This is a genomic window from Pseudomonas sp. S31 (genome assembly GCF_016648105.1).
In the GTDB taxonomy this organism is placed as follows: Bacteria; Pseudomonadota; Gammaproteobacteria; order Pseudomonadales; family Pseudomonadaceae; genus Aquipseudomonas.
This window is the reverse complement of the sequence record NZ_JACVVE010000009.1, coordinates 68,028-86,365: the sequence shown is the minus strand read 5'-3', so window position 1 is coordinate 86,365 and position 18,338 is coordinate 68,028. Positions and strand designations below refer to the sequence as shown.

The window sequence follows — 18,338 nt, the reverse complement described above, 5'->3', positions numbered from 1 at the left end:
ATTACTCCTCGATCTCATTCAGGTTGCGCCCGGCCAGTGCGGCTTTGACCGTCGAATCAAGGCGACGGGCGGCAAAAGCATCGGTCACCTGCGACAGACGCTTGGTCTGTTGCTCGATGGCCGCGCCATCGGTGCCGCGCAGCAAATCACGCAATTCTTGCATCTGGAACTCGATGGCGATCCGCTCGTCTTCGCTGAGCAGGCGCTCGCCGTCAGCGTCCAGGGCGCCCTGCACCGCTTCGAGCAAGCGCTCGGCGTCGACCTGGTGCTCGCGCAACTGGCGGGCCTGCTTATCGACGCCTGCGTGCTCGAAGGAGTCCTTGAGCATGCGGGCGATCTCGCCATCGGTCAGGCCGTAGGACGGCTTGACCTGGATGCTGGCTTCCACGCCCGAGCCCAGCTCGCGGGCGGCGACGCTGAGCAGGCCGTCGGCATCGACCTGGAAGGTCACGCGGATCTTCGCCGCACCGGCGACCATGGCCGGAATGCCGCGCAGCTCGAAACGCGCCAGGGAGCGGCAGTCGCTGATCAGCTCGCGCTCGCCCTGCAGCACATGGATCATCATGGCCGACTGGCCATCCTTGTAGGTGGTGAACTCCTGGGCCCGAGCCACCGGAATGGTGGTATTGCGCGGGATCACCTTTTCCATCAGACCGCCCATGGTCTCGAGGCCAAGGGACAGCGGGATGACGTCGAGCAGCAGCAGTTCGCCACCCTCACGGCGATTGCCGGCCAGGGTATCGGCCTGGATCGCGGCACCGATGGCCACCACCTGGTCAGGGTCGATCGAGGTCAGCGGGGTGCGGCCAAACAACGCACCCACGGCTTCACGGACACGCGGCACACGGGTCGAACCACCGACCATGACCACCGCACCGACCTCTTCCAGCTCCACGCCACTGTCACGCACGGCGCGGCGGCAGGACTTGAGGCTACGGGCGATCAACGGCTCGATCATGGCTTCGAAGGCAGCGCGGCTCAGTTCGCCCTGCCAGTTGCCATGGCTGACGCTAACCACGTCGGCGTCGGTCAGGGCTTCCTTGGCGGCACACGCGGCCTCCAGCAGCTGGCGCTGGGTAGCCGGGTCGAGGTCGGACGACAACCCGGCCTGGTCGATGATCCAGCCAGCGATGGCCATGTCGAAATCGTCACCGCCCAGGGCGGTATCGCCACCGGTGGCCAGCACTTCGAAAACGCCAGCGGTCAGGCGCAGGATGGAGATGTCGAAAGTACCACCGCCCAGGTCGTAGATCGCCACCACGCCTTCGGCGTTCTGGTCCAGGCCATAGGCCACGGCAGCGGCGGTCGGTTCGTTGAGCAGGCGCAATACGCTCAGCCCGGCCAGGCGCGCGGCGTCCTTGGTGGCTTGGCGCTGGGCATCATCGAAGTAGGCCGGCACGGTGATCACCGCGCCCACCAGCTCACCGCCGAGCGTCTGCTCGGCACGCTCGCGCAGCACCTTGAGGATATCGGCCGACACTTCCACCGGGCTTTTCGGACCCTGGACGGTGTCGATGAACGGCATGTGCGACTCACCGCCGACGAACCGGTACGGCAGCTGCTCGCCCAATTGCTTGACGTCGGCCAGACCACGCCCCATCAGGCGCTTGACCGACAACACGGTGTTGAGCGGATCGCTGGACGCGGCCTCGCGCGCGGCCAGGCCGACTTCGCTGTGGCCGGCCAGGTAACGCACCGCCGAAGGCAGGATGACGTTGCCCTGCGCATCGGGCAGGGGCTCGCTGCGACCGCTGCGCACGGCAGCGACCAGGGAATTGGTGGTGCCCAGGTCGATACCCACCGCCAGGCGACGCTGGTGCGGCTGCGGGCTTTGACCGGGTTCGGCGATCTGCAGTAGGGCCATGCTTATCTGAGTACCTTAGGCGTCATCACGGGCGACACCGGGTTAATCGTCGAGGCGCTCTTCGAGTTGGCGCACTTCTTGGGCGAGCTTGTCGAGGAACTGCATGCGGCGCATCAGGCGTTCGGCCTGTTCACGCTCGGCAGGCACATCCCAGCAGGCGGCGAAATCGTCGTCGAGCGTGCTCTGGGCGATCTTCAGGCGCTTCTTGAACACGGCCACACCGTCGAGATCGGCATCGTCCTGCAGCTCTTCGAGCTCTTCACGCCATTGCATCTGCTGCAACAGGAAGTCCGGGTCGTGAACCGTGACTTCCTGCGGCACTTCATGGCCACCGATGGCCAGCAGGTAACGGGCGCGACGCGGCGCACTGCGCAGGGTCTGGTAGGCGTCGTTGAGGGCGGCGGACTTTTCCAGCGCCACGCGCTGCTCACGCTCGGAAGCGTCGGCAAAGCGGTCCGGATGTACCTCGCGGGCCAGCTCGCGGTAGCGAGTGGCCAGCTTATCGAGGTCCAGGCGGAAGCTGGGCTGGAGGTCGAACAGAGCGAAATGACAAGGAGTACCCACAGCCAGCCTCAGACGTTGAAGCTTTCGCCGCAGCCACACTCACCGCGCACGTTGGGGTTGTTGAACTTGAAGCCTTCGTTCAACCCTTCCTTGACGAAGTCCAGCTCGGTGCCATCGAGGTAGACGAGGCTCTTGGGATCGATGATCACCTTCACCCCGTGGTTCTCGAACACGGTGTCTTCCTCGGCCAGCTCGTCGACGAACTCCAGCACGTAGGCCAGGCCCGAGCAACCGGTGGTGCGCACGCCCAGGCGAATACCCTCACCCTTGCCGCGCCCGTCAAGGGAACGGCGAATGTGGCTGGCGGCGGCTTCTGTCATGCTGATAGCCATCGGAACTCCTCAATTACCTTGCAACAGGCGGCTTAGATCAAGCCTTTCTTCTGCTTGTAGTCGCGAACGGCTGCCTTGATGGCATCTTCGGCGAGTACCGAGCAGTGGATCTTGACCGGCGGCAATGCCAGTTCTTCCGCCAGTTGGGTGTTCTTGATGGTTTCGGCTTCGTCCAGGGTCTTGCCCTTCATCCACTCGGTGGCGAGGGAACTGGAAGCGATGGCCGAACCGCAGCCGTAGGTCTTGAACTTGGCGTCTTCGATGATGCCTTGCTCGTTGACCTTGATCTGCAGACGCATCACGTCACCACACGCAGGGGCGCCGACCATGCCGGTACCGACATCCGGGTCCTCGGCATTCATCTTGCCGACGTTGCGTGGGTTTTCGTAGTGGTCGATGACCTTTTCACTGTATGCCATGGTGTTATTCCTTCCTCATCAGGGAGCCGCTCTTGCCGGCGACTGCTTAGTGGGCGGCCCACTCGATCTTGGAGATGTCAACGCCGTCTTTGTACATATCCCACAGCGGCGACAGCTCACGCAGTTTGTTAACGGCCTCGCAGACTTTCTGCGCGGCGTAGTCGACTTCTTCCTCGGTGGTGAAGCGGCCGAAGGAGAAGCGGATCGAGCTGTGCGCCAGTTCGTCGTTGCGGCCCAAGGCGCGCAGAACGTAGGACGGCTCGAGCGAAGCGGAGGTACAGGCCGAACCCGAGGAGACCGCGATGTCTTTCAGGGACATCAGCAGCGACTCGCCTTCGACGTAGTTGAAGCTCAGGTTCAGGTTGTGCGGTACGCGGTGGGTACGGCTGCCGTTGACGTACAGCTCTTCGAGGTTGGAAACCTGCTCGAAGAAGCGGTCGCTCAGGGCTTTGATACGCGCGTTCTCGGCGACCATTTCCTGCTTGGCGATGGCGAAGGCTTCGCCCATGCCGACGATCTGGTGGGTCGGCAGGGTGCCCGAACGCATGCCACGCTCATGACCACCGCCGTGAATGATGGCTTCCAGGCGTACGCGAGGCTTGCGGCTGACGTACAGTGCGCCGATGCCTTTCGGGCCGTAGACCTTGTGCGCCGAGAACGACATCAGGTCGACCTTGAGCTTCTGCAGGTCGATCTCGACCTTGCCGGCCGACTGGGCGGCGTCGACGTGGAACAGCACGCCGCGCGAGCGGGTCAGCTCACCGATGGCGGCGATGTCGTTGATCGAACCGACTTCGTTGTTGACGTGCATCAGCGAGACCAGGATGGTGTCGTCGCGCAGCACAGCCTCGACCATGGCCGGGGTGACGATGCCGTCTTCGCCGGGCTCGAGGTAGGTGACTTCGAAACCTTCACGCTCGAGCTGGCGAGCGGTATCCAGGACCGCCTTGTGCTCGATCTTGGAGGTGATGATGTGTTTGCCCTTGGTCTGATAGAAGTGCGCCACGCCTTTCAGTGCGAGGTTGTCGGACTCGGTGGCACCGCTGGTCCAGACGATTTCGCGCGGGTCGGCGTTGATCAGCTCGGCAACCTGGCGGCGACCGTTTTCGACGGCTTCCTCGGCCTTCCAGCCGAACACGTGGGAACGCGAGGCCGGGTTACCGAAGTTCCCGTCGACCAGCAGGCAATCGGCCATTTTCTGGGCGACGCGCGGGTCGACTGGGGTGGTCGCTGAGTAATCGAGGTAGATCGGCAACTTCATTGGGTATCTCCTATCAGGCGGTGGCGTCGCTCGTCGCTGTCATCGGATCCGGGTCAATCGACGGCGGACGTCTCAATCTTGTCCAACTGGGCGCAGCGGCCTGCGACACGACGCAGGTCCTGGCGCTGGGCAACTTCCTGCACCTCACGGCGCATGACGAGGTCGGCCAGGCTGATGCCGCTGAGGAATTCGTGGATCTGCTGGCTGAGGTCGCACCACAGGTGGTGGGTCAGGCAGGTGTCACCGGCATGGCAGTCTCCCAACCCCTGGCAACGGGTGGCATCGACCGATTCGTTGACCGCATCGATGACCTGGGCAACCTGGATGGTCTCCATGCCCCGCGACAGCTGGTAACCACCGCCCGGGCCGCGCACGCTGGAAACCAGGCTGCTGCGGCGCAGCTTGGCGAACAGCTGCTCCAGATAAGAGAGGGAGATGCCCTGGCGTTCGGAAATGTCGGCCAAAGACACAGGCCCATGCTGCGCGTGCAGTGCCAGGTCGAGCATGGCAGTCACGGCGTATCGGCCTTTGGTAGTCAGTCGCATGGCTAATGGGTACCACGGGAGTTACAGGATGTGAGCGAGTATGCGATTCCCGAGCATTTAAGTCAACTATTAGACCTACTGCTTTAGTCGGGTTTGCATCGGGGAGGCGGGCGCGATTGTAGCAGCAATGGGGCGTGAGCACACGCCCCATATGTCAGTAGGCCTTCAGTGCGGCGCAATCAATGCGACTGAGTGTCGCGCTGGGCGGCCTGCGCCTCCTCGGCGAAGTCGTCCTCCGGCAAGGCCGGCAACTCTTTGGCGCAATAGTCGCTGCCCATCTTGGTCAGCGCACCGCACATGCCTTCGAGGCGCTCGTCCACCGCCTGCAAGTGGTCGAGCATCTGGCCGATGGCGCGCGCCACCGGGTCGGGCATGTCGCCGCTCACGCCATAGGCATCGAAGCCGATCTTCTCAGCCATGGCCTTGCGTTTGGCCTCGACCTCGCCGTCTTCGCTCTTGACGATGATGCGCCCAGGAATGCCCACCGCGGTGGCGCCAGCCGGCACCGCCTTGGTGACCACCGCGTTGGAACCGATCTTGGCCCCGGCACCCACGGTGAACGGGCCAAGCACCTTGGCGCCGGCACCGACCACCACGCCGTTTTCCAGGGTCGGGTGGCGCTTGCCTTTGTTCCAGCTGGTGCCACCCAGGGTCACCCCCTGGTACAGGGTGACATCGTCGCCGATCTCGGCGGTTTCACCGATGACGATACCCATGCCGTGATCGATGAAGAAGCGCCGACCGATGGTCGCACCGGGGTGGATCTCGATGCCGGTCAGCCAGCGGCCGAAGTTCGACACCAGGCGTGCCAGCCACTTGAAATCGCGCATCCACAGCGCGTGGCCAAGGCGGTGCAGCCAGATCGCATGCATGCCCGGGTAGCAGGTGAGTACCTCGAAGGCGTTGCGCGCCGCCGGGTCACGATGGAATACGCTCTGGATATCTTCACGCAGACGTTCGAACATCTGTTCAGTCCTTCCGTTTATGCGGCTCGCCCCGGACGACCTTCTGGGTCTCGGTGAGGATGCCACGCAAAATGCTCATTTCCGAACGATTGACCGCGCTGCGCCCGTACAGCCGACGCAGGCGCGGCATCAGGTGCTTGGGCTTCTCGGGGTCAAGAAAGCCGATGCCCACCAGGGTTTTCTCCAGGTGTTCATAGAACAGCTCCATTTCGTCCATGGTCGCCGGCTCGTTGCTGCGCAACGAATTGGCCTCGAACTTCTCGATTTTCGACGGCTCGCCCTCGGCCGCCAGCCAGGCCATGCGCACCTCATAGGAGAGCACCTGGACCGCTGCGGCAAGGTTCAGCGAGCTGAAGTCGGGGTTCGACGGAATGTGCACGTGGAAGTGACATCGCTGCAGTTCTTCGTTGGTCAGGCCGGCGTGCTCGCGCCCGAATACCAGAGCGATTTCTTCGCCGGCGCCGGCATGCTCCACGGCCTTGGCCCCGCACTCGCGCGGACCGATCAATGGCCAGGGGATGCTGCGCTCCCGCGCGCTGGTGCCCATCACCAGCGCGCAACCGACCAAGGCGTCCTCGAGGCTGTCGACCACCTGGGCATTGGCCAGGATATCGTCGGCTCCCGAGGCGCGCGCAGTGGCATCGGCCGCTGGGAACTCTTTCGGCTGCACCAGCACCAGGCGCGACAAGCCCATGTTTTTCATGGCACGTGCAGCGCCGCCGATGTTGCCGGGGTGGCTGGTATTGACCAGAACAACACGAATATTTTGCAGCAAGGTGTTGTGCTCACAGATGCAGGTAAAGGGGCCAACGATCTTACAGAACCGACCAGCGTAACGCCATGAAAGCAAATGTGACACTTCTGCCGCCAAACTTTTCTGCTAGAATGTGCGGCTTTCTTCTTTAACATCCCCAGGTGACCCGCCCATGCAGCCTATGCTGAATATCGCCCTGCGCGCCGCTCGCAGCGCCAGTGAACTGATTTTCCGCTCCATCGAACGCCTGGATAGCATCAAGGTCGACGAGAAAGAGGCAAAGGACTACGTCTCCGAGGTTGATCGCGCCGCCGAACAGAGCATCGTCAATGCCCTGCGCAAGGCCTACCCGAACCACTCCATCCAGGGCGAGGAAACCGGCCTGCACGCCGGCACCGGCGAAGAAGGCAAGGACTACCTGTGGATCATCGATCCACTGGACGGCACCACCAACTTCCTGCGTGGCGTCCCGCACTTCGCCGTCAGCATCGCCTGCAAATACCGTGGCCGCCTCGAGCACGCCGTGATCGTCGACCCGGTTCGCCAGGAAGAGTTCACCGCCAGCCGTGGCCGTGGTGCCCAGCTCAATGGCCGCCGCCTGCGCGTCAGCTCGCGTACCAGCCTGGAAGGCGCCCTGCTGGGTACCGGCTTCCCGTTCCGGGACAACCAGATGGCCGACATGGACAACTACCTCGGTATGTTCCGCGCCCTGACTGGCCAGACCGCCGGCATCCGCCGCGCCGGCTCCGCCAGCCTGGACCTGGCCTACGTGGCCGCCGGCCGCTTCGACGCCTTCTGGGAGTCGGGTCTGTCCGAGTGGGACATGGCTGCGGGCGTACTGCTGATCCAGGAAGCAGGTGGCCTGGTAAGCGACTTCAACGGTGGCCACGACTTCCTCGAGAAAGGCCACATCGTTGCCGGCAACATCAAATGCTTCAAGGCCGTACTGACCGCTATCCAGCCGCACCTGCCTGAGTACATGAAGCGCTAAGCGCAGATTGCAGGCATGAAAAAGCACCCCTCGGGGTGCTTTTTTTGTGCCTGTGGCCTGGCTGCGCCTCTTCGCGGGTAAACCCGCTCCTACCTGCGCCGCGCAATGCCTGTAGGAGCGGGTTTACCCGCGAAGAGGCCAGCCCAGGCACCGTCCATCACTGCCCCGCTTCGCTCAGGATCAGCTTGCCGTTCTTGTCCACCGGAATGGTCGAACCAGGCTCGCGATCCATCTTCACTTGCCCGACTTGGTCACCGAGGGTGTACTTGACGTTGTAGCCAACCACCTTCTCGCTGATGTCGTTGACCGTGTTGCAACGGGTTTGCGTAGTGGTATAGGTGTCACGCTCCTGCATGCCTTCCTGCACCTTGTTACCCGCATAACCGCCACCAACCGCGCCGGCCACGGTGGCGATCTTCTTGCCGGTACCGCCACCGATCTGGTTGCCCAGCAGGCCACCGGCCAGGGCGCCGACCACTGTGCCTGCGATCTGGTGCTGGTCCTTGACCGGCGCCTGACGCGTCACGGTAACGTCCTTGCAGACCTCGCGCGGCGTCTTCACCTGCTGCTTGATCGGCTGCACGTCGGTGACCTGCGCGTACTCAGGGCCTTTGTTCACCAAGCTGTAGGTCGCCACAGCACCTCCGGCGGTTACACCGACAGCACCCAGAACCGCACCCACCAGCATTGATTTATTCACATGAACCTCCTGACCTGACCGCGGGAACCGGCCCGCCTACTCCCTGCCTTGGAGCATAAAAAAAGGCGCAAGTTCAGCACTTGCGCCTTTTGAGTCGCCGAGCGGCGTAGGAAAGACCCTTATGGACGGTCGTCCACACCCTCGGTCTTGGCCGGCGGGATCAGGTCTTCGCTGTTCAGGTTCAGCCAGATGAGCACCACGTTGGCGATGTAGATCGACGAGTAGGTACCCGCCATGACACCGATGAACAGTGCCAGGGAGAAACCGAACAGGTTGTCACCACCAAAGAACAGCAGCGCAGCGATCGCCAGCAGGGTCGACACCGAGGTCGCGATGGTCCGCAGCAGGGTCTGGGTGGTCGAGACGTTGATGTTCTCGATCAGCGAGGCTTTGCGCATCACCCGGAAGTTTTCGCGCACCCGGTCGAACACGACGATGGTGTCGTTGAGCGAATAGCCGATGATCGCCAGCACCGCCGCCAGCACCGTCAGGTCGAAGGTGATCTGGAAGAACGACAGGATACCCAGAGTGACCACCACGTCGTGAATCAGCGAGATGATCGCACCCACGGCGAACTTCCACTGGAAGCGGAATGCCAGGTAGATGAGGATGCCGCCCAGGGCCAGGAGCATGCCCATGCCACCTTGGTCACGTAGCTCTTCACCCACCTGCGGGCCTACGAACTCGACACGCTTGACCGTGGCCGGGTTGTCGCCGCCCACCTTTTGCAGGGCTGCGGCAACCTTGTTGCCCAGTTGCGGGTCGTCGCCCGGCATGCGCACCAGCAGGTCGGTGGTGGCGCCGAAGCTCTGCACCACGGCCTCGTGGAAGCCGGAATCGACCAGTTCGGCACGCACCGACTTGAGGTCGGCCGGGCGTTCGTAGGTCAGCTCGATCAGCGTACCGCCGGTGAAGTCCAGGCCGAAGTTCAGGCCTTTCTGCCACCAGCTGAACAGCGCCAGCACGGTGAGGAGCACGGTAATGGCGAACGCGACATTGCGCACGCCCATGAAGTTGATGGTTTTCATCGCAGCTCCCTCAAACCCACAGCTTCTTGATGTCACGCCCGCCACAGGTCAGGTTGACCATGGCGCGGGTCACCATGACCGCGGTGAACATCGAGGTGAAAATCCCGAGGGACATGGTAACCGCGAAGCCTTTGACCGGGCCGGTACCCATGGCGAACAGGATACCGCCGACCAGCAGGCTGGTCAGGTTGGCATCGATGATCGCGGTATAGGCACGGTTGAAGCCTTCGTGGATGGCGCGCTGCACCGACATGCCGGCTTTGAGCTCTTCGCGGATACGCGAGAAGATCAGCACGTTGGCGTCCACCGCCATACCCATGGTCAACACGATACCGGCAATACCCGGCAGGGTCAGGGTGGCGCCCAGCAACGACATCAGCGCCAGCAGCAACACCATGTTGCCCGCCAGGGCGATGGTGGCGATCACGCCGAAGCCGCGGTAGATGGCGATGATGAACAGCGAGACGAACAGCATGCCCCACAGGGAAGCGTCGATACCCTTGGTGATGTTGTCGGCACCCAGGCTTGGGCCGATGGTGCGCTCTTCGGCGAAGTACATCGGTGCAGCCAGACCACCGGCACGCAGCAGCAGGGCCAGTTCGGACGATTCACCCTGGCCGTTGAGGCCGGTGATGCGGAACTGGCTACCCAGCGGCGACTGGATGGTCGCCAGGCTGATGATCTTCTTCTCTTCCTGGAAGCTCTGCACGGCAACGTCTTTTTCGACGCCGTCGACGGTCTGCTTGACGTAGCGGGTGATCGGCTTCTGCTCGATGAAGATCACCGCCATGCTGCGGCCGACGTTGCTGCGCGTTGCGCGGCTCATCAGCTCGCCGCCGTGGCCATCCAGACGGATGTTGACCTGCGGGCGACCGTGCTCGTCGAAGCTGGCCTGGGCATCGGTGACCTGGTCACCGGTGATGATCAGGCCACGCTCGACCGGCGCGGAGCGGCCGCCTTCACGGAACTCGAAGACCTCGGTAGTGGCCTTGGAGGCGCCCGGCTCGGCACCGAAACGGAACTCGAGGTTGGCGGTCTTGCCGAGAATACGCTTGGCTTCGGCAGTGTCCTGTACACCTGGCAGTTCGACCACGATGCGGTTGGCGCCCTGGCGCTGAACCAGCGGCTCGGCGACGCCCAGCTCGTTCACCCGGTTGCGGACGGTGGTGAGGTTCTGCTTGATCGAGTATTCGCGGATCTCGGCGACCTTGGCCTGAGTCAGCGCCAGACGCAGCACGGCGAGGTCGTTGCGCTCGGTGGTGGTCAGGTCGAAATCATTGAAATTCTTGCGGATCAGGGCACGCGCCTGTTCGCGGGTGGCATCGTCGGCAAAGCCCAGCATCACGGCGCCGTCCTGCTGCGGCAGGCTGCGATAGCGGACGCGCTCTTTGCGCAGCAAGGTCTTGACCTCGCCTTCGTAGACTTTCATGCGGGCCGTCATGGCCTTGTCCATGTCCACTTCCAGCAGGAAGTGCACACCACCGGACAGGTCTAGGCCCAGTTTCATCGGGCTCGCGCCCAGGTTGCGCAGCCATTGCGGAGTGGTCTGGGCCAGGTTCAGGGCCACGACGTAATCATCGCCCAGGGCCTTGCGCACGACATCCTTGGCCGGCAGCTGGTCTTCCTGGTTGGTCAGGCGGATCAGCCCACTGCCCTTCTCGCCCAGGCTCGCGCCCTTGACGGTGATCTTGGCATCGACCAGGGCCTTGGAGACGCGATCGAGGTCGGCCTGGCTCACCTGCAGCGCCGAGCTGGCACCGCTGATCTGCACCGCCGGATCATCCGGGTAGAGGTTGGGTGCGGAATAAATAAAGCCGATCGCCAGTACCAGCACGATCAGTGCGTATTTCCACAGAGGATATTTGTTCAGCATCACGCCGCCCGTTCAAGACGCGGGGCGCGTTGCGCGCCCCGACTGGAAAAAGTAAAACCGGTAACTCAGATAGCCTTGAGCGTACCTTTAGGCAGGGTCGCGGCGATGGCGCCCTTCTGGAACTTCAGTTCGACGTTGTCGGACACTTCCAGGACCACGAAATCGTCGGCAACCTTGACGATCTTGCCGGCGATACCGCCGTTGGTGACAACTTCGTCACCCTTTTGCAAGTTGCCCAGCAGGTTCTTCTGCTCTTTGGCACGCTTGGCCTGCGGGCGCCAGATCATCAGGTAGAAGATGACCAGGAAACCGACCAGGAAAATCCACTCGAAGCCGGTACCGGCAGGGCCAGCGGCAGGTGCTGCAGCGTCCGCGTAGGCGGCGGGGATCAAGAAGCTCATTGGGCACTCCTAATGTAATTTTCTAATAATGGATGCGAACAGTCAGTCCAAAGGCGGCACGGGAAGCCCACGTTTGGCGTAGAAGGCGTCGACGAAGGCGGCCAATTTACCCTGTTGAATAGCCTCGCGTAAACCGGCCATCAAGCGCTGGTAATGGCGCAAGTTGTGGATGGTATTCAGCATGCTGCTCAACATTTCGCCGCACTTGTCCAGATGATGGAGGTAGGCGCGGGAGAAGTTGCTGCAGGTATAGCAATCACAGGTCGGATCCAGCGGCGATTCATCATGGCGATGGAACGCGTTGCGGATCTTGATCACCCCTGTATCGACGAACAGATGGCCGTTGCGCGCGTTACGCGTCGGCATCACGCAGTCAAACATGTCGACGCCGCGGCGCACACCCTCAACGAGATCTTCCGGTTTGCCTACCCCCATAAGGTAACGAGGTTTGTCAGCAGGCATCTGGTCCGGCAGGTAGTCGAGCACCTTGATCATTTCGTGCTTCGGCTCGCCCACCGACAGGCCGCCGATGGCCAGGCCGTCGAAGCCGATGTTCTCCAGGGCCTCCAGCGAACGCATGCGCAGGTCCTGGTACATGCCACCCTGGACGATGCCGAACAGCGCCGCGGTGTTGTCGGCATGGGCGTTCTTCGAGCGCTGGGCCCAGCGCAGCGACAGCTCCATGGAGGTACGTGCCACGTCGTGCTCGGCCGGGTACGGGGTGCATTCGTCGAAGATCATGACGATGTCCGAGCCCAGGTCGCGCTGCACCTGCATCGATTCCTCGGGGCCCATGAACACCTTCGAGCCATCGACTGGCGAGGCGAACGTCACGCCCTCTTCCTTGATCTTGCGCATGGCCCCCAGGCTGAACACCTGGAAACCACCGGAATCGGTGAGGATCGGGCCCTTCCACTGCATGAAGTCGTGCAGGCCGTTGTGCTTCTTGATCACTTCGGTGCCTGGGCGCAACCACAGGTGGAAAGTGTTGCCGAGGATGATTTCGGCGCCGATGGCCTCGATATCGCGCGGCAGCATGCCCTTGACCGTGCCATAGGTGCCCACCGGCATGAAGGCTGGGGTCTCGACCGTGCCACGGGGGAAGGTCAGGCGGCCGCGACGGGCCTTGCCGTCGGTGGCCAGCAGTTCGAAGGACATTCGACAGGTGCGACTCATGCTTGATCCTCTGGGCCGCGTGGCGCCGGATTGCGGGTGATGAACATGGCATCACCGTAACTGAAGAAGCGGTAGCCCTGCTCGACCGCCGCCGCGTAGGCGGCCATGGTCTCGGGGTAACCAGCGAAGGCCGAGACCAGCATCAGCAGCGTGGACTCTGGCAGGTGAAAGTTGGTGACCAGGGCATCGACCACATGGAACGGGCGGCCCGGGTAGATGAAGATGTCGGTGTCGCCGCTGAAGGCCTTGAGCACGCCATCGCGGGCCGCGCTCTCCAGCGAGCGCACGCTGGTGGTGCCCACGGCGATCACCCGCCCGCCACGGGCACGACAGGCCTCGATGGCGTCGACCACGTCCTGGCTCACTTCGAGCCATTCCTTGTGCATGTGGTGGTCTTCGATCTTGTCGACCCGCACCGGCTGGAAGGTACCGGCGCCGACGTGCAGGGTGACGAAGGCGCGTTCCACGCCCTTGGCGGCGATCTTTTCCAGCAGCGTTTCGTCGAAATGCAGCCCGGCGGTAGGCGCGGCCACCGCACCGGCGCGCTCGGCATAGACCGTCTGGTAGCGCTCGCGGTCGGCGCCCTCGTCGGGGCGGTCGATGTACGGCGGCAACGGCATGTGGCCGACGCGGTCGAGCAGCGGCAGCACGTCTTCGCTGAAGCGCAGTTCGAACAGCGTGTCGTGGCGCGCGGTCATTTCCGCTTCGCCGCCGCCGTCGATGAGAATCTGCGTGCCGACCTTGGGCGCCTTGCTGGCGCGCACGTGGGCGAGCACGCGGTGGCTGTCGAGCACCCGCTCGACCAGCACTTCCAGCTTGCCGCCGGTGGCTTTCTGGCCAAACAGCCGCGCCGGGATCACCCGGGTGTTGTTGAACACCATCAGGTCGCCTGGGCGCAGGTACTCGAGCAGGTCGGGAAATTGCTGGTGCGCCAGCGCCCCGCTCGGCCCATCGAGGACCAGCAGGCGGCTACCATGGCGCTCGGCCAGTGGATGGCGAGCGATCAGGGAATCAGGGAGTTCGAAGGAAAAATCGGCGACGCGCATGATGATGTTCGGTTCGGCAGGGCCGGGAAGTTTAGCCCAATGCGTGAAAATTGACCATGAAACCCGATTGACCGGCGTATGGCACCTCTCTATACTGCGCGCCACACGCCCTGATGGCGGAATTGGTAGACGCGGCGGATTCAAAATCCGTTTTCGAAAGGAGTGGGAGTTCGAGTCTCCCTCGGGGCACCAATACGTGTATATAGACGTCCAATGACGGCTACGCAATACCCAAGAAGCCCGCTAACTGCGGGCTTTTTGGTCTCTGGGGTTCCACCCCCGTCTCTTGTCAGCCACTCTCTTTTTGGTACATTTTCTGTACAGATTCCAGTTCGAGAATTGGAGGTGTACAGATATGCCACTCACAGCCTTGCAGATCAAAGCCTCCAAGCCGACGGACAAGCAATACATGCTTGGTGATAGTTCGGGTCTTGGCCTATTGGTTCACCCAAACGGAAGCAAGTACTGGCATTTTCGGTACACCTACCGTGGTCGAGCGATGAAAATGTCACTTGGTGTCTGGCCGGTAGTGTCGCTGCAGGAAGCTCGTGACAAGGCCGCAGAGTGCCGCCGACTCGTGAAAATCGACATCAACCCAGGTGCTAAGGCTCGGGCAGATAAACGTGAAAAACGAGAAGCCGGACTCAACACCTTCAAGCGTGCAGCCGAATACTGGTATCAGTTCAAAGCCGACTCTGGACGCGCCCAGGCGACGCTGAAGAAGATTCGTGACTACCTAGACAAGGACCTCCTCCCAGCATTGGGTTCAAAGCAATTGGAAGAAATCACGAGGGCTGACTGCGCACGATTACAGGCAAGCATCGAAAAACGTGGCGCGTTCAATGTTGCCGACAAAGCACGGACTTGGCTCAAGCAGATTTTCAGTCAGGCAATTGCTCGCGGATTGTGCGAACACAACCCAGCATCAGAGCTCCACACGATCGCCCTCGCTCCTCCTCCCACCCTGCACTACCCCCACCTGCACGAAAATGAGCTCCCAGAATTTCTCCAAGCATTAAGTAGAACCACTAGCCGCTTACCCGCGCGAGTAGCTGCTTGGATGGCCATACTGACTGCTGCTCGCCCCGGTATGGTTCGCTACGCAGCTTGGGAAGACATCGATTTTGAGGAAGGAACGTGGACCGTTCCCGCAGAGCGTATGAAGATGCGCCGAGATTACGTCACCCCCCTACCCCACCAGCTCATCGCGAAGTTGGTTGAGCTTCACCGACTAACCGGGCGCAGTCGCTACCTGTTTCCGGGCAATGGCAATAAACGTGCTGTGCTCTGTGAAAACACTATAAATCTAGTCTTCGTGAAGATTGGCTATCAGGGCCGGCTAGTCAGCCACGGAGTTCGCCACACAGCGAGTACGCTCCTCCGAGAGCATGGCTGGCTGAAGGATCACGTTGAAAGCCAGCTTGCGCATGTCGAGGGCGGCATCGCTGGCGAATACAATCAAGCCCTTTACATGACACAAAGGCGGATCATGATGCAGTGGTACGCCGACTACCTTGATGCACTCCGAGAAGGAATGACCCCAGATCTGCGAGACCAGCTTGACGCGAGGGTAAACCAATTCCTGTCGCACAAGGCGACAGTACTCTTGGGGAACAACGCTACCAGTTTTGGTCACAATGGAATGGAAGGACAACGCGGCGCGCTTCAGCGATAGTTCTGCCGCAAGATTTGCACCGATTTTGCTTTCTTCGCGGGTCCATCCAAACAGGGCTGCAAAGCCGCCCTGTTTGGATGGACCTCACCTGAAAAGTCAAAAGCACCACATCGGCCACTGGAAACCACGGGACTCCGTACACACCCAATGCCATTTTCAACCACAAAATCCTGCGGGCGAGTCGCTTGACCCTCTCGGATTGCGGGCGTAGAAAAGACAGTGCAAAGGCTGTCGTTGACAGCCCCCAGGTGACCCGAGCCTTCAAGGTCACGCTGCTCTCGCAGTGGTTCTCCCCAAGGGCGATTCGCATTCGGCAGCTCGCCCGGTCACTACCCATGTGATGGATGCTCTTACACATATAGCGCTCGTGCGCCAGATACACCGTACTTCGCTGCCCTGCAGCAACCTATCCGCTTGGCCGAATATTGCGCCAACCTGTGCCCGTCTCTTTCTTTTGGAAAGAGACGGGCACTTCTACCACTGCTGCAGCCCTGATCGCACAAGGCTTTGCGGCATTTCCCCTCGTGACAATCGGCGTGACAAACGCCGATGTCACCAGCAACAGCGCTGTAGATGATGGTGCCGCAGACCACGGAATGGACTGCACCTGACTGACAGTCAGGTATGCCCCGGTCATCGCATTGCTGCTTGCACATGGCTCAGGATCTTCAGGCGCCGGTCTCGTCAGCCAGTGCTGCCTCCACCCGCCCACCGGTAACGGTGTTCAGGAGGCCAGATCATGAGATGCCCTTGCTCCCGGTCGTAAGGAGCCGCCAGTCCCGCGTAGAGGACACTCCCCACAGGTCGCAGGGGCCTTGATCCCTGATAACACTCATCATTCTTGGCGGGATGACGTGGGGCGAGGATCGGAGGTCGGAAGATGAGGTGACTGACATGGCATTGGTGGGTAGACGCGATGGCCGCAATTTCGGCTATGACAGACAGTTGAGCTACGCAGGGCCGCAAGCGCTGAAAGACATGTTCGGCGGAGGCCACTACGGCACGGTCAAGGCGCACTGTGATCGGTGGCAGGCATTCGTGAAGTGGTGCCGCTCCGAACAAGGGCCAGGTATCAATGATGCGCGGCAGATTGATCGGAAGGTATTGGCGGACTATGCGGCGTATCTGCGCGATGCGGTTGAGTGCGGTAGCCTCGCCATCAGCACCGCACAAAACCGCCTATCCAGCGTTAACAGGACCATGGCAGCGCTGCGCGGTGATCAGTGTGTGAAATTGCCCAGTCCGAGCAAGGCGTTGGGAATGCAGCGCACCGGAGTTCGCCAATCGGCTCCGCAAGGCCAAGACCGCGAACAGGTTAAGCAGATCGTCGATGCGCTTTGTCGCGATCATCAGCAACGGGCCGCAGCGATTGTTCTGTTGGCGCGAGCCACCGGCATGCGCCTGCGTGAGGCCATCCTGGCTGACCTGCCACGGTTAAGTCGTGAGGCTAACGACCTAGGCAAGATCAACATCCAGGATGGCACCAAAGGCGGCCGAGCTGGCGCCTCAGCGCCACGATGGATTGCGGTGGACCACCATGTTCAAGACGCACTAGGATTTGCACGGCAGGTGTCGCCTGCGAGTAGCCGTAACCTGATTGCGCCAGACGAAAGCTATCTGAATGTTCTGCAGGAAATCATCCGCCCAGCGCGGGACGTCCTCCAAGCGCATAACGTAAAAGGCTTCCACGAATTTCGAGCTGCCTATGCCTGCGAGCGCTTTGAAAAAATCACGGGGTGTACTGCTCCGGTCAACGGTGGATGGCTTCATCGGGCTAACCCACATCTTGATCAGTTAGCACGCAAGCAGATTAGCTGTGAGTTAGGGCATGGGCGAGTTGATGTGGTAGCGGCCTATATCGGAGGGAGACGCGGCCATGGCATTTGACATGTCAATATTCTTGTCCGGAGTTCTGAGTGGTGCGCAAGTTACGCGCGGCAGGCATATAAAGCAGGCTTTAGCTATTCAATCAGCGATTTCAGAACGATGGGGTATTGCGAATCCTTGGCTCTGGAAGCGGAAGCACCTCATATGGTTTCGGCGTCATCACCTAAAAAATCACTCAGAGTCAAGCCGCTATTACTACCTGCTGACGATGCGGCTAATTGTGCAAAGGATGGAGAGGCCTTGGTATCCGCGAGACCTTTGAGGTCGCTACGAAGCAACCTCTCACCTGACCAATCCACTCAATGAACAGAGCCGCCGGGGAGCCCAAAAGCCCGGAGTTGATAGTCTGTGACAGCTTGAAACATCGACTCAGCGACCTGCCTCAGCCGCTCGACTTCCACAATGGATGCACCGCCATCCCTAGCCTCCTGCCAGCGGCGCATGGCTTCGACGGCGTCGGTGTACGCGGGATGATCGGGGAGTAAGACCTCAAGCGGATTAGGCATTTGCCACCTGGTTGATTAGTGGAACGACTCTGACAGACCACCGCCTTTCAAAATTTGATAGTCCACAACTGTTTGGAAAAGTGAATCTGCAAGCAGGCGAAGCCTTTCAATTTCATCTCCAGGAGCATCATCTATGACCGCTTGGCGATGAGCCCTAATCGCTTCTAGCGCCTGCCGCAAAAGCGGCTCGCCGGCTAACGCTATGCCTTCCAGGGTTCGCTTCATTCCTGTTCCTGCCCCCTCTTCCAATCAGCACCAGCCTCGAATCGCTCTGCAGCGCGTCTTAGCGTCAGCCCTCACGGCTTTCCGTGCCACCTAACGCTGCTCACCGCAAAGGCTTTCAGGACCACT

19 protein-coding genes and 1 tRNA gene are annotated in these 18,338 nt (G+C 61.4%); 4 read left to right on the top strand and 16 right to left on the bottom strand.

The features are described from left to right. Position 1: 1 nt before the first annotated feature. From hscA to trmJ, 8 genes are all read right to left on the bottom strand, one after another. Positions 2-1,864, bottom strand: coding sequence for a Fe-S protein assembly chaperone HscA (gene hscA / locus IAE37_RS09345; RefSeq protein WP_201172612.1), 1,863 nt, complete (start codon positions 1,862-1,864; stop codon positions 2-4). Between the two features lie 42 nt (positions 1,865-1,906). Beyond that, entirely contained in the window at positions 1,907-2,428 is a 522-nt protein-coding gene (gene hscB, locus IAE37_RS09340; protein WP_201172610.1) for a co-chaperone HscB, read from the bottom strand. A gap of 8 nt (positions 2,429-2,436) precedes the next feature. Next, on the bottom strand, positions 2,437-2,760 hold the full coding sequence (gene iscA / locus IAE37_RS09335) for an iron-sulfur cluster assembly protein IscA (RefSeq protein WP_136916535.1): 324 nt from the start codon (positions 2,758-2,760) through the stop codon (positions 2,437-2,439). Positions 2,761-2,792: 32 nt separating this feature from the next. After that, positions 2,793-3,179, bottom strand: a complete 387-nt coding sequence (gene iscU, locus IAE37_RS09330) for a Fe-S cluster assembly scaffold IscU (protein ID WP_007929523.1) — start codon at positions 3,177-3,179, stop codon at positions 2,793-2,795. Between the two features lie 46 nt (positions 3,180-3,225). Further along, complete coding sequence (locus IAE37_RS09325) at positions 3,226-4,440, bottom strand: IscS subfamily cysteine desulfurase (RefSeq protein ID WP_201172607.1); 1,215 nt, start codon at positions 4,438-4,440, stop codon at positions 3,226-3,228. 53 nt (positions 4,441-4,493) lie between these two features. Beyond that, positions 4,494-4,985, bottom strand: a complete 492-nt coding sequence (gene iscR, locus IAE37_RS09320; RefSeq protein WP_136916537.1) for a Fe-S cluster assembly transcriptional regulator IscR — start codon at positions 4,983-4,985, stop codon at positions 4,494-4,496. 179 nt (positions 4,986-5,164) lie between these two features. After that, positions 5,165-5,950 carry a serine O-acetyltransferase gene (gene cysE / locus IAE37_RS09315; protein ID WP_201172602.1) on the bottom strand — a complete coding sequence of 262 codons (786 nt, stop codon included), beginning with the start codon at positions 5,948-5,950 and terminating at the stop codon, positions 5,165-5,167. 4 nt (positions 5,951-5,954) lie between these two features. After that, positions 5,955-6,725, bottom strand: a complete 771-nt coding sequence (trmJ, locus tag IAE37_RS09310; protein WP_201172598.1) for a tRNA (cytosine(32)/uridine(32)-2'-O)-methyltransferase TrmJ — start codon at positions 6,723-6,725, stop codon at positions 5,955-5,957. A 151-nt stretch (positions 6,726-6,876) separates the two neighbouring features. Here trmJ and suhB point away from each other — a divergent pair, with 151 nt between their 5' ends. Further along, positions 6,877-7,695: a type III secretion system regulator SuhB gene (suhB, locus tag IAE37_RS09305; RefSeq protein ID WP_201172582.1), complete on the top strand. Its 819-nt coding sequence runs from the start codon at positions 6,877-6,879 to the stop codon at positions 7,693-7,695. Between the two features lie 157 nt (positions 7,696-7,852). Here the strand turns inward: suhB and IAE37_RS09300 are convergent, their stop codons facing one another. From IAE37_RS09300 to queA, 6 genes are all read right to left on the bottom strand, one after another. After that, the gene (locus IAE37_RS09300; protein WP_201172580.1) at positions 7,853-8,395 is read right to left on the bottom strand and encodes a glycine zipper 2TM domain-containing protein; all 543 of its coding nucleotides are present in this window, start codon (positions 8,393-8,395) and stop codon (positions 7,853-7,855) included. A 119-nt stretch (positions 8,396-8,514) separates the two neighbouring features. Next, a complete protein-coding gene (gene secF / locus IAE37_RS09295; RefSeq protein WP_201172578.1) occupies positions 8,515-9,423 on the bottom strand; it encodes a protein translocase subunit SecF in 909 nt (302 codons plus the stop codon). Positions 9,424-9,433: 10 nt separating this feature from the next. After that, complete coding sequence (secD, locus tag IAE37_RS09290; RefSeq protein ID WP_201172575.1) at positions 9,434-11,296, bottom strand: protein translocase subunit SecD; 1,863 nt, start codon at positions 11,294-11,296, stop codon at positions 9,434-9,436. Between the two features lie 65 nt (positions 11,297-11,361). Next, positions 11,362-11,697: a preprotein translocase subunit YajC gene (gene yajC, locus IAE37_RS09285; RefSeq protein ID WP_201172566.1), complete on the bottom strand. Its 336-nt coding sequence runs from the start codon at positions 11,695-11,697 to the stop codon at positions 11,362-11,364. 42 nt (positions 11,698-11,739) lie between these two features. Then, entirely contained in the window at positions 11,740-12,855 is a 1,116-nt protein-coding gene (tgt, locus tag IAE37_RS09280; RefSeq protein WP_201172743.1) for a tRNA guanosine(34) transglycosylase Tgt, read from the bottom strand. Between the two features lie 14 nt (positions 12,856-12,869). Then, entirely contained in the window at positions 12,870-13,919 is a 1,050-nt protein-coding gene (gene queA / locus IAE37_RS09275) for a tRNA preQ1(34) S-adenosylmethionine ribosyltransferase-isomerase QueA (protein ID WP_201172563.1), read from the bottom strand. 107 nt (positions 13,920-14,026) lie between these two features. Between queA and IAE37_RS09270 the strand changes: the two genes are divergently transcribed. The 3 genes from IAE37_RS09270 to IAE37_RS09260 all read left to right on the top strand — a co-directional run bounded on the left by IAE37_RS09270 (position 14,027) and on the right by IAE37_RS09260 (position 17,481). After that, a tRNA-Leu gene (locus IAE37_RS09270) sits at positions 14,027-14,111 on the top strand. Between the two features lie 163 nt (positions 14,112-14,274). Beyond that, a complete protein-coding gene (locus tag IAE37_RS09265) occupies positions 14,275-15,594 on the top strand; it encodes a tyrosine-type recombinase/integrase (protein ID WP_201172560.1) in 1,320 nt (439 codons plus the stop codon). Between the two features lie 894 nt (positions 15,595-16,488). Continuing rightward, positions 16,489-17,481 carry an integrase domain-containing protein gene (locus IAE37_RS09260; protein ID WP_201172558.1) on the top strand — a complete coding sequence of 331 codons (993 nt, stop codon included), beginning with the start codon at positions 16,489-16,491 and terminating at the stop codon, positions 17,479-17,481. A 299-nt stretch (positions 17,482-17,780) separates the two neighbouring features. On the opposite strand, the gene IAE37_RS28775 is transcribed toward IAE37_RS09260, so the two are convergent. Together IAE37_RS28775 and IAE37_RS09255 are read right to left on the bottom strand one after the other, a co-directional pair. Continuing rightward, positions 17,781-17,987, bottom strand: coding sequence for a DUF3131 domain-containing protein (locus tag IAE37_RS28775; RefSeq protein WP_236409865.1), 207 nt, complete (start codon positions 17,985-17,987; stop codon positions 17,781-17,783). A gap of 15 nt (positions 17,988-18,002) precedes the next feature. Beyond that, positions 18,003-18,212, bottom strand: coding sequence for a hypothetical protein (locus IAE37_RS09255; protein WP_201172556.1), 210 nt, complete (start codon positions 18,210-18,212; stop codon positions 18,003-18,005). Between the last annotated feature and the right edge of the window lie 126 nt (positions 18,213-18,338).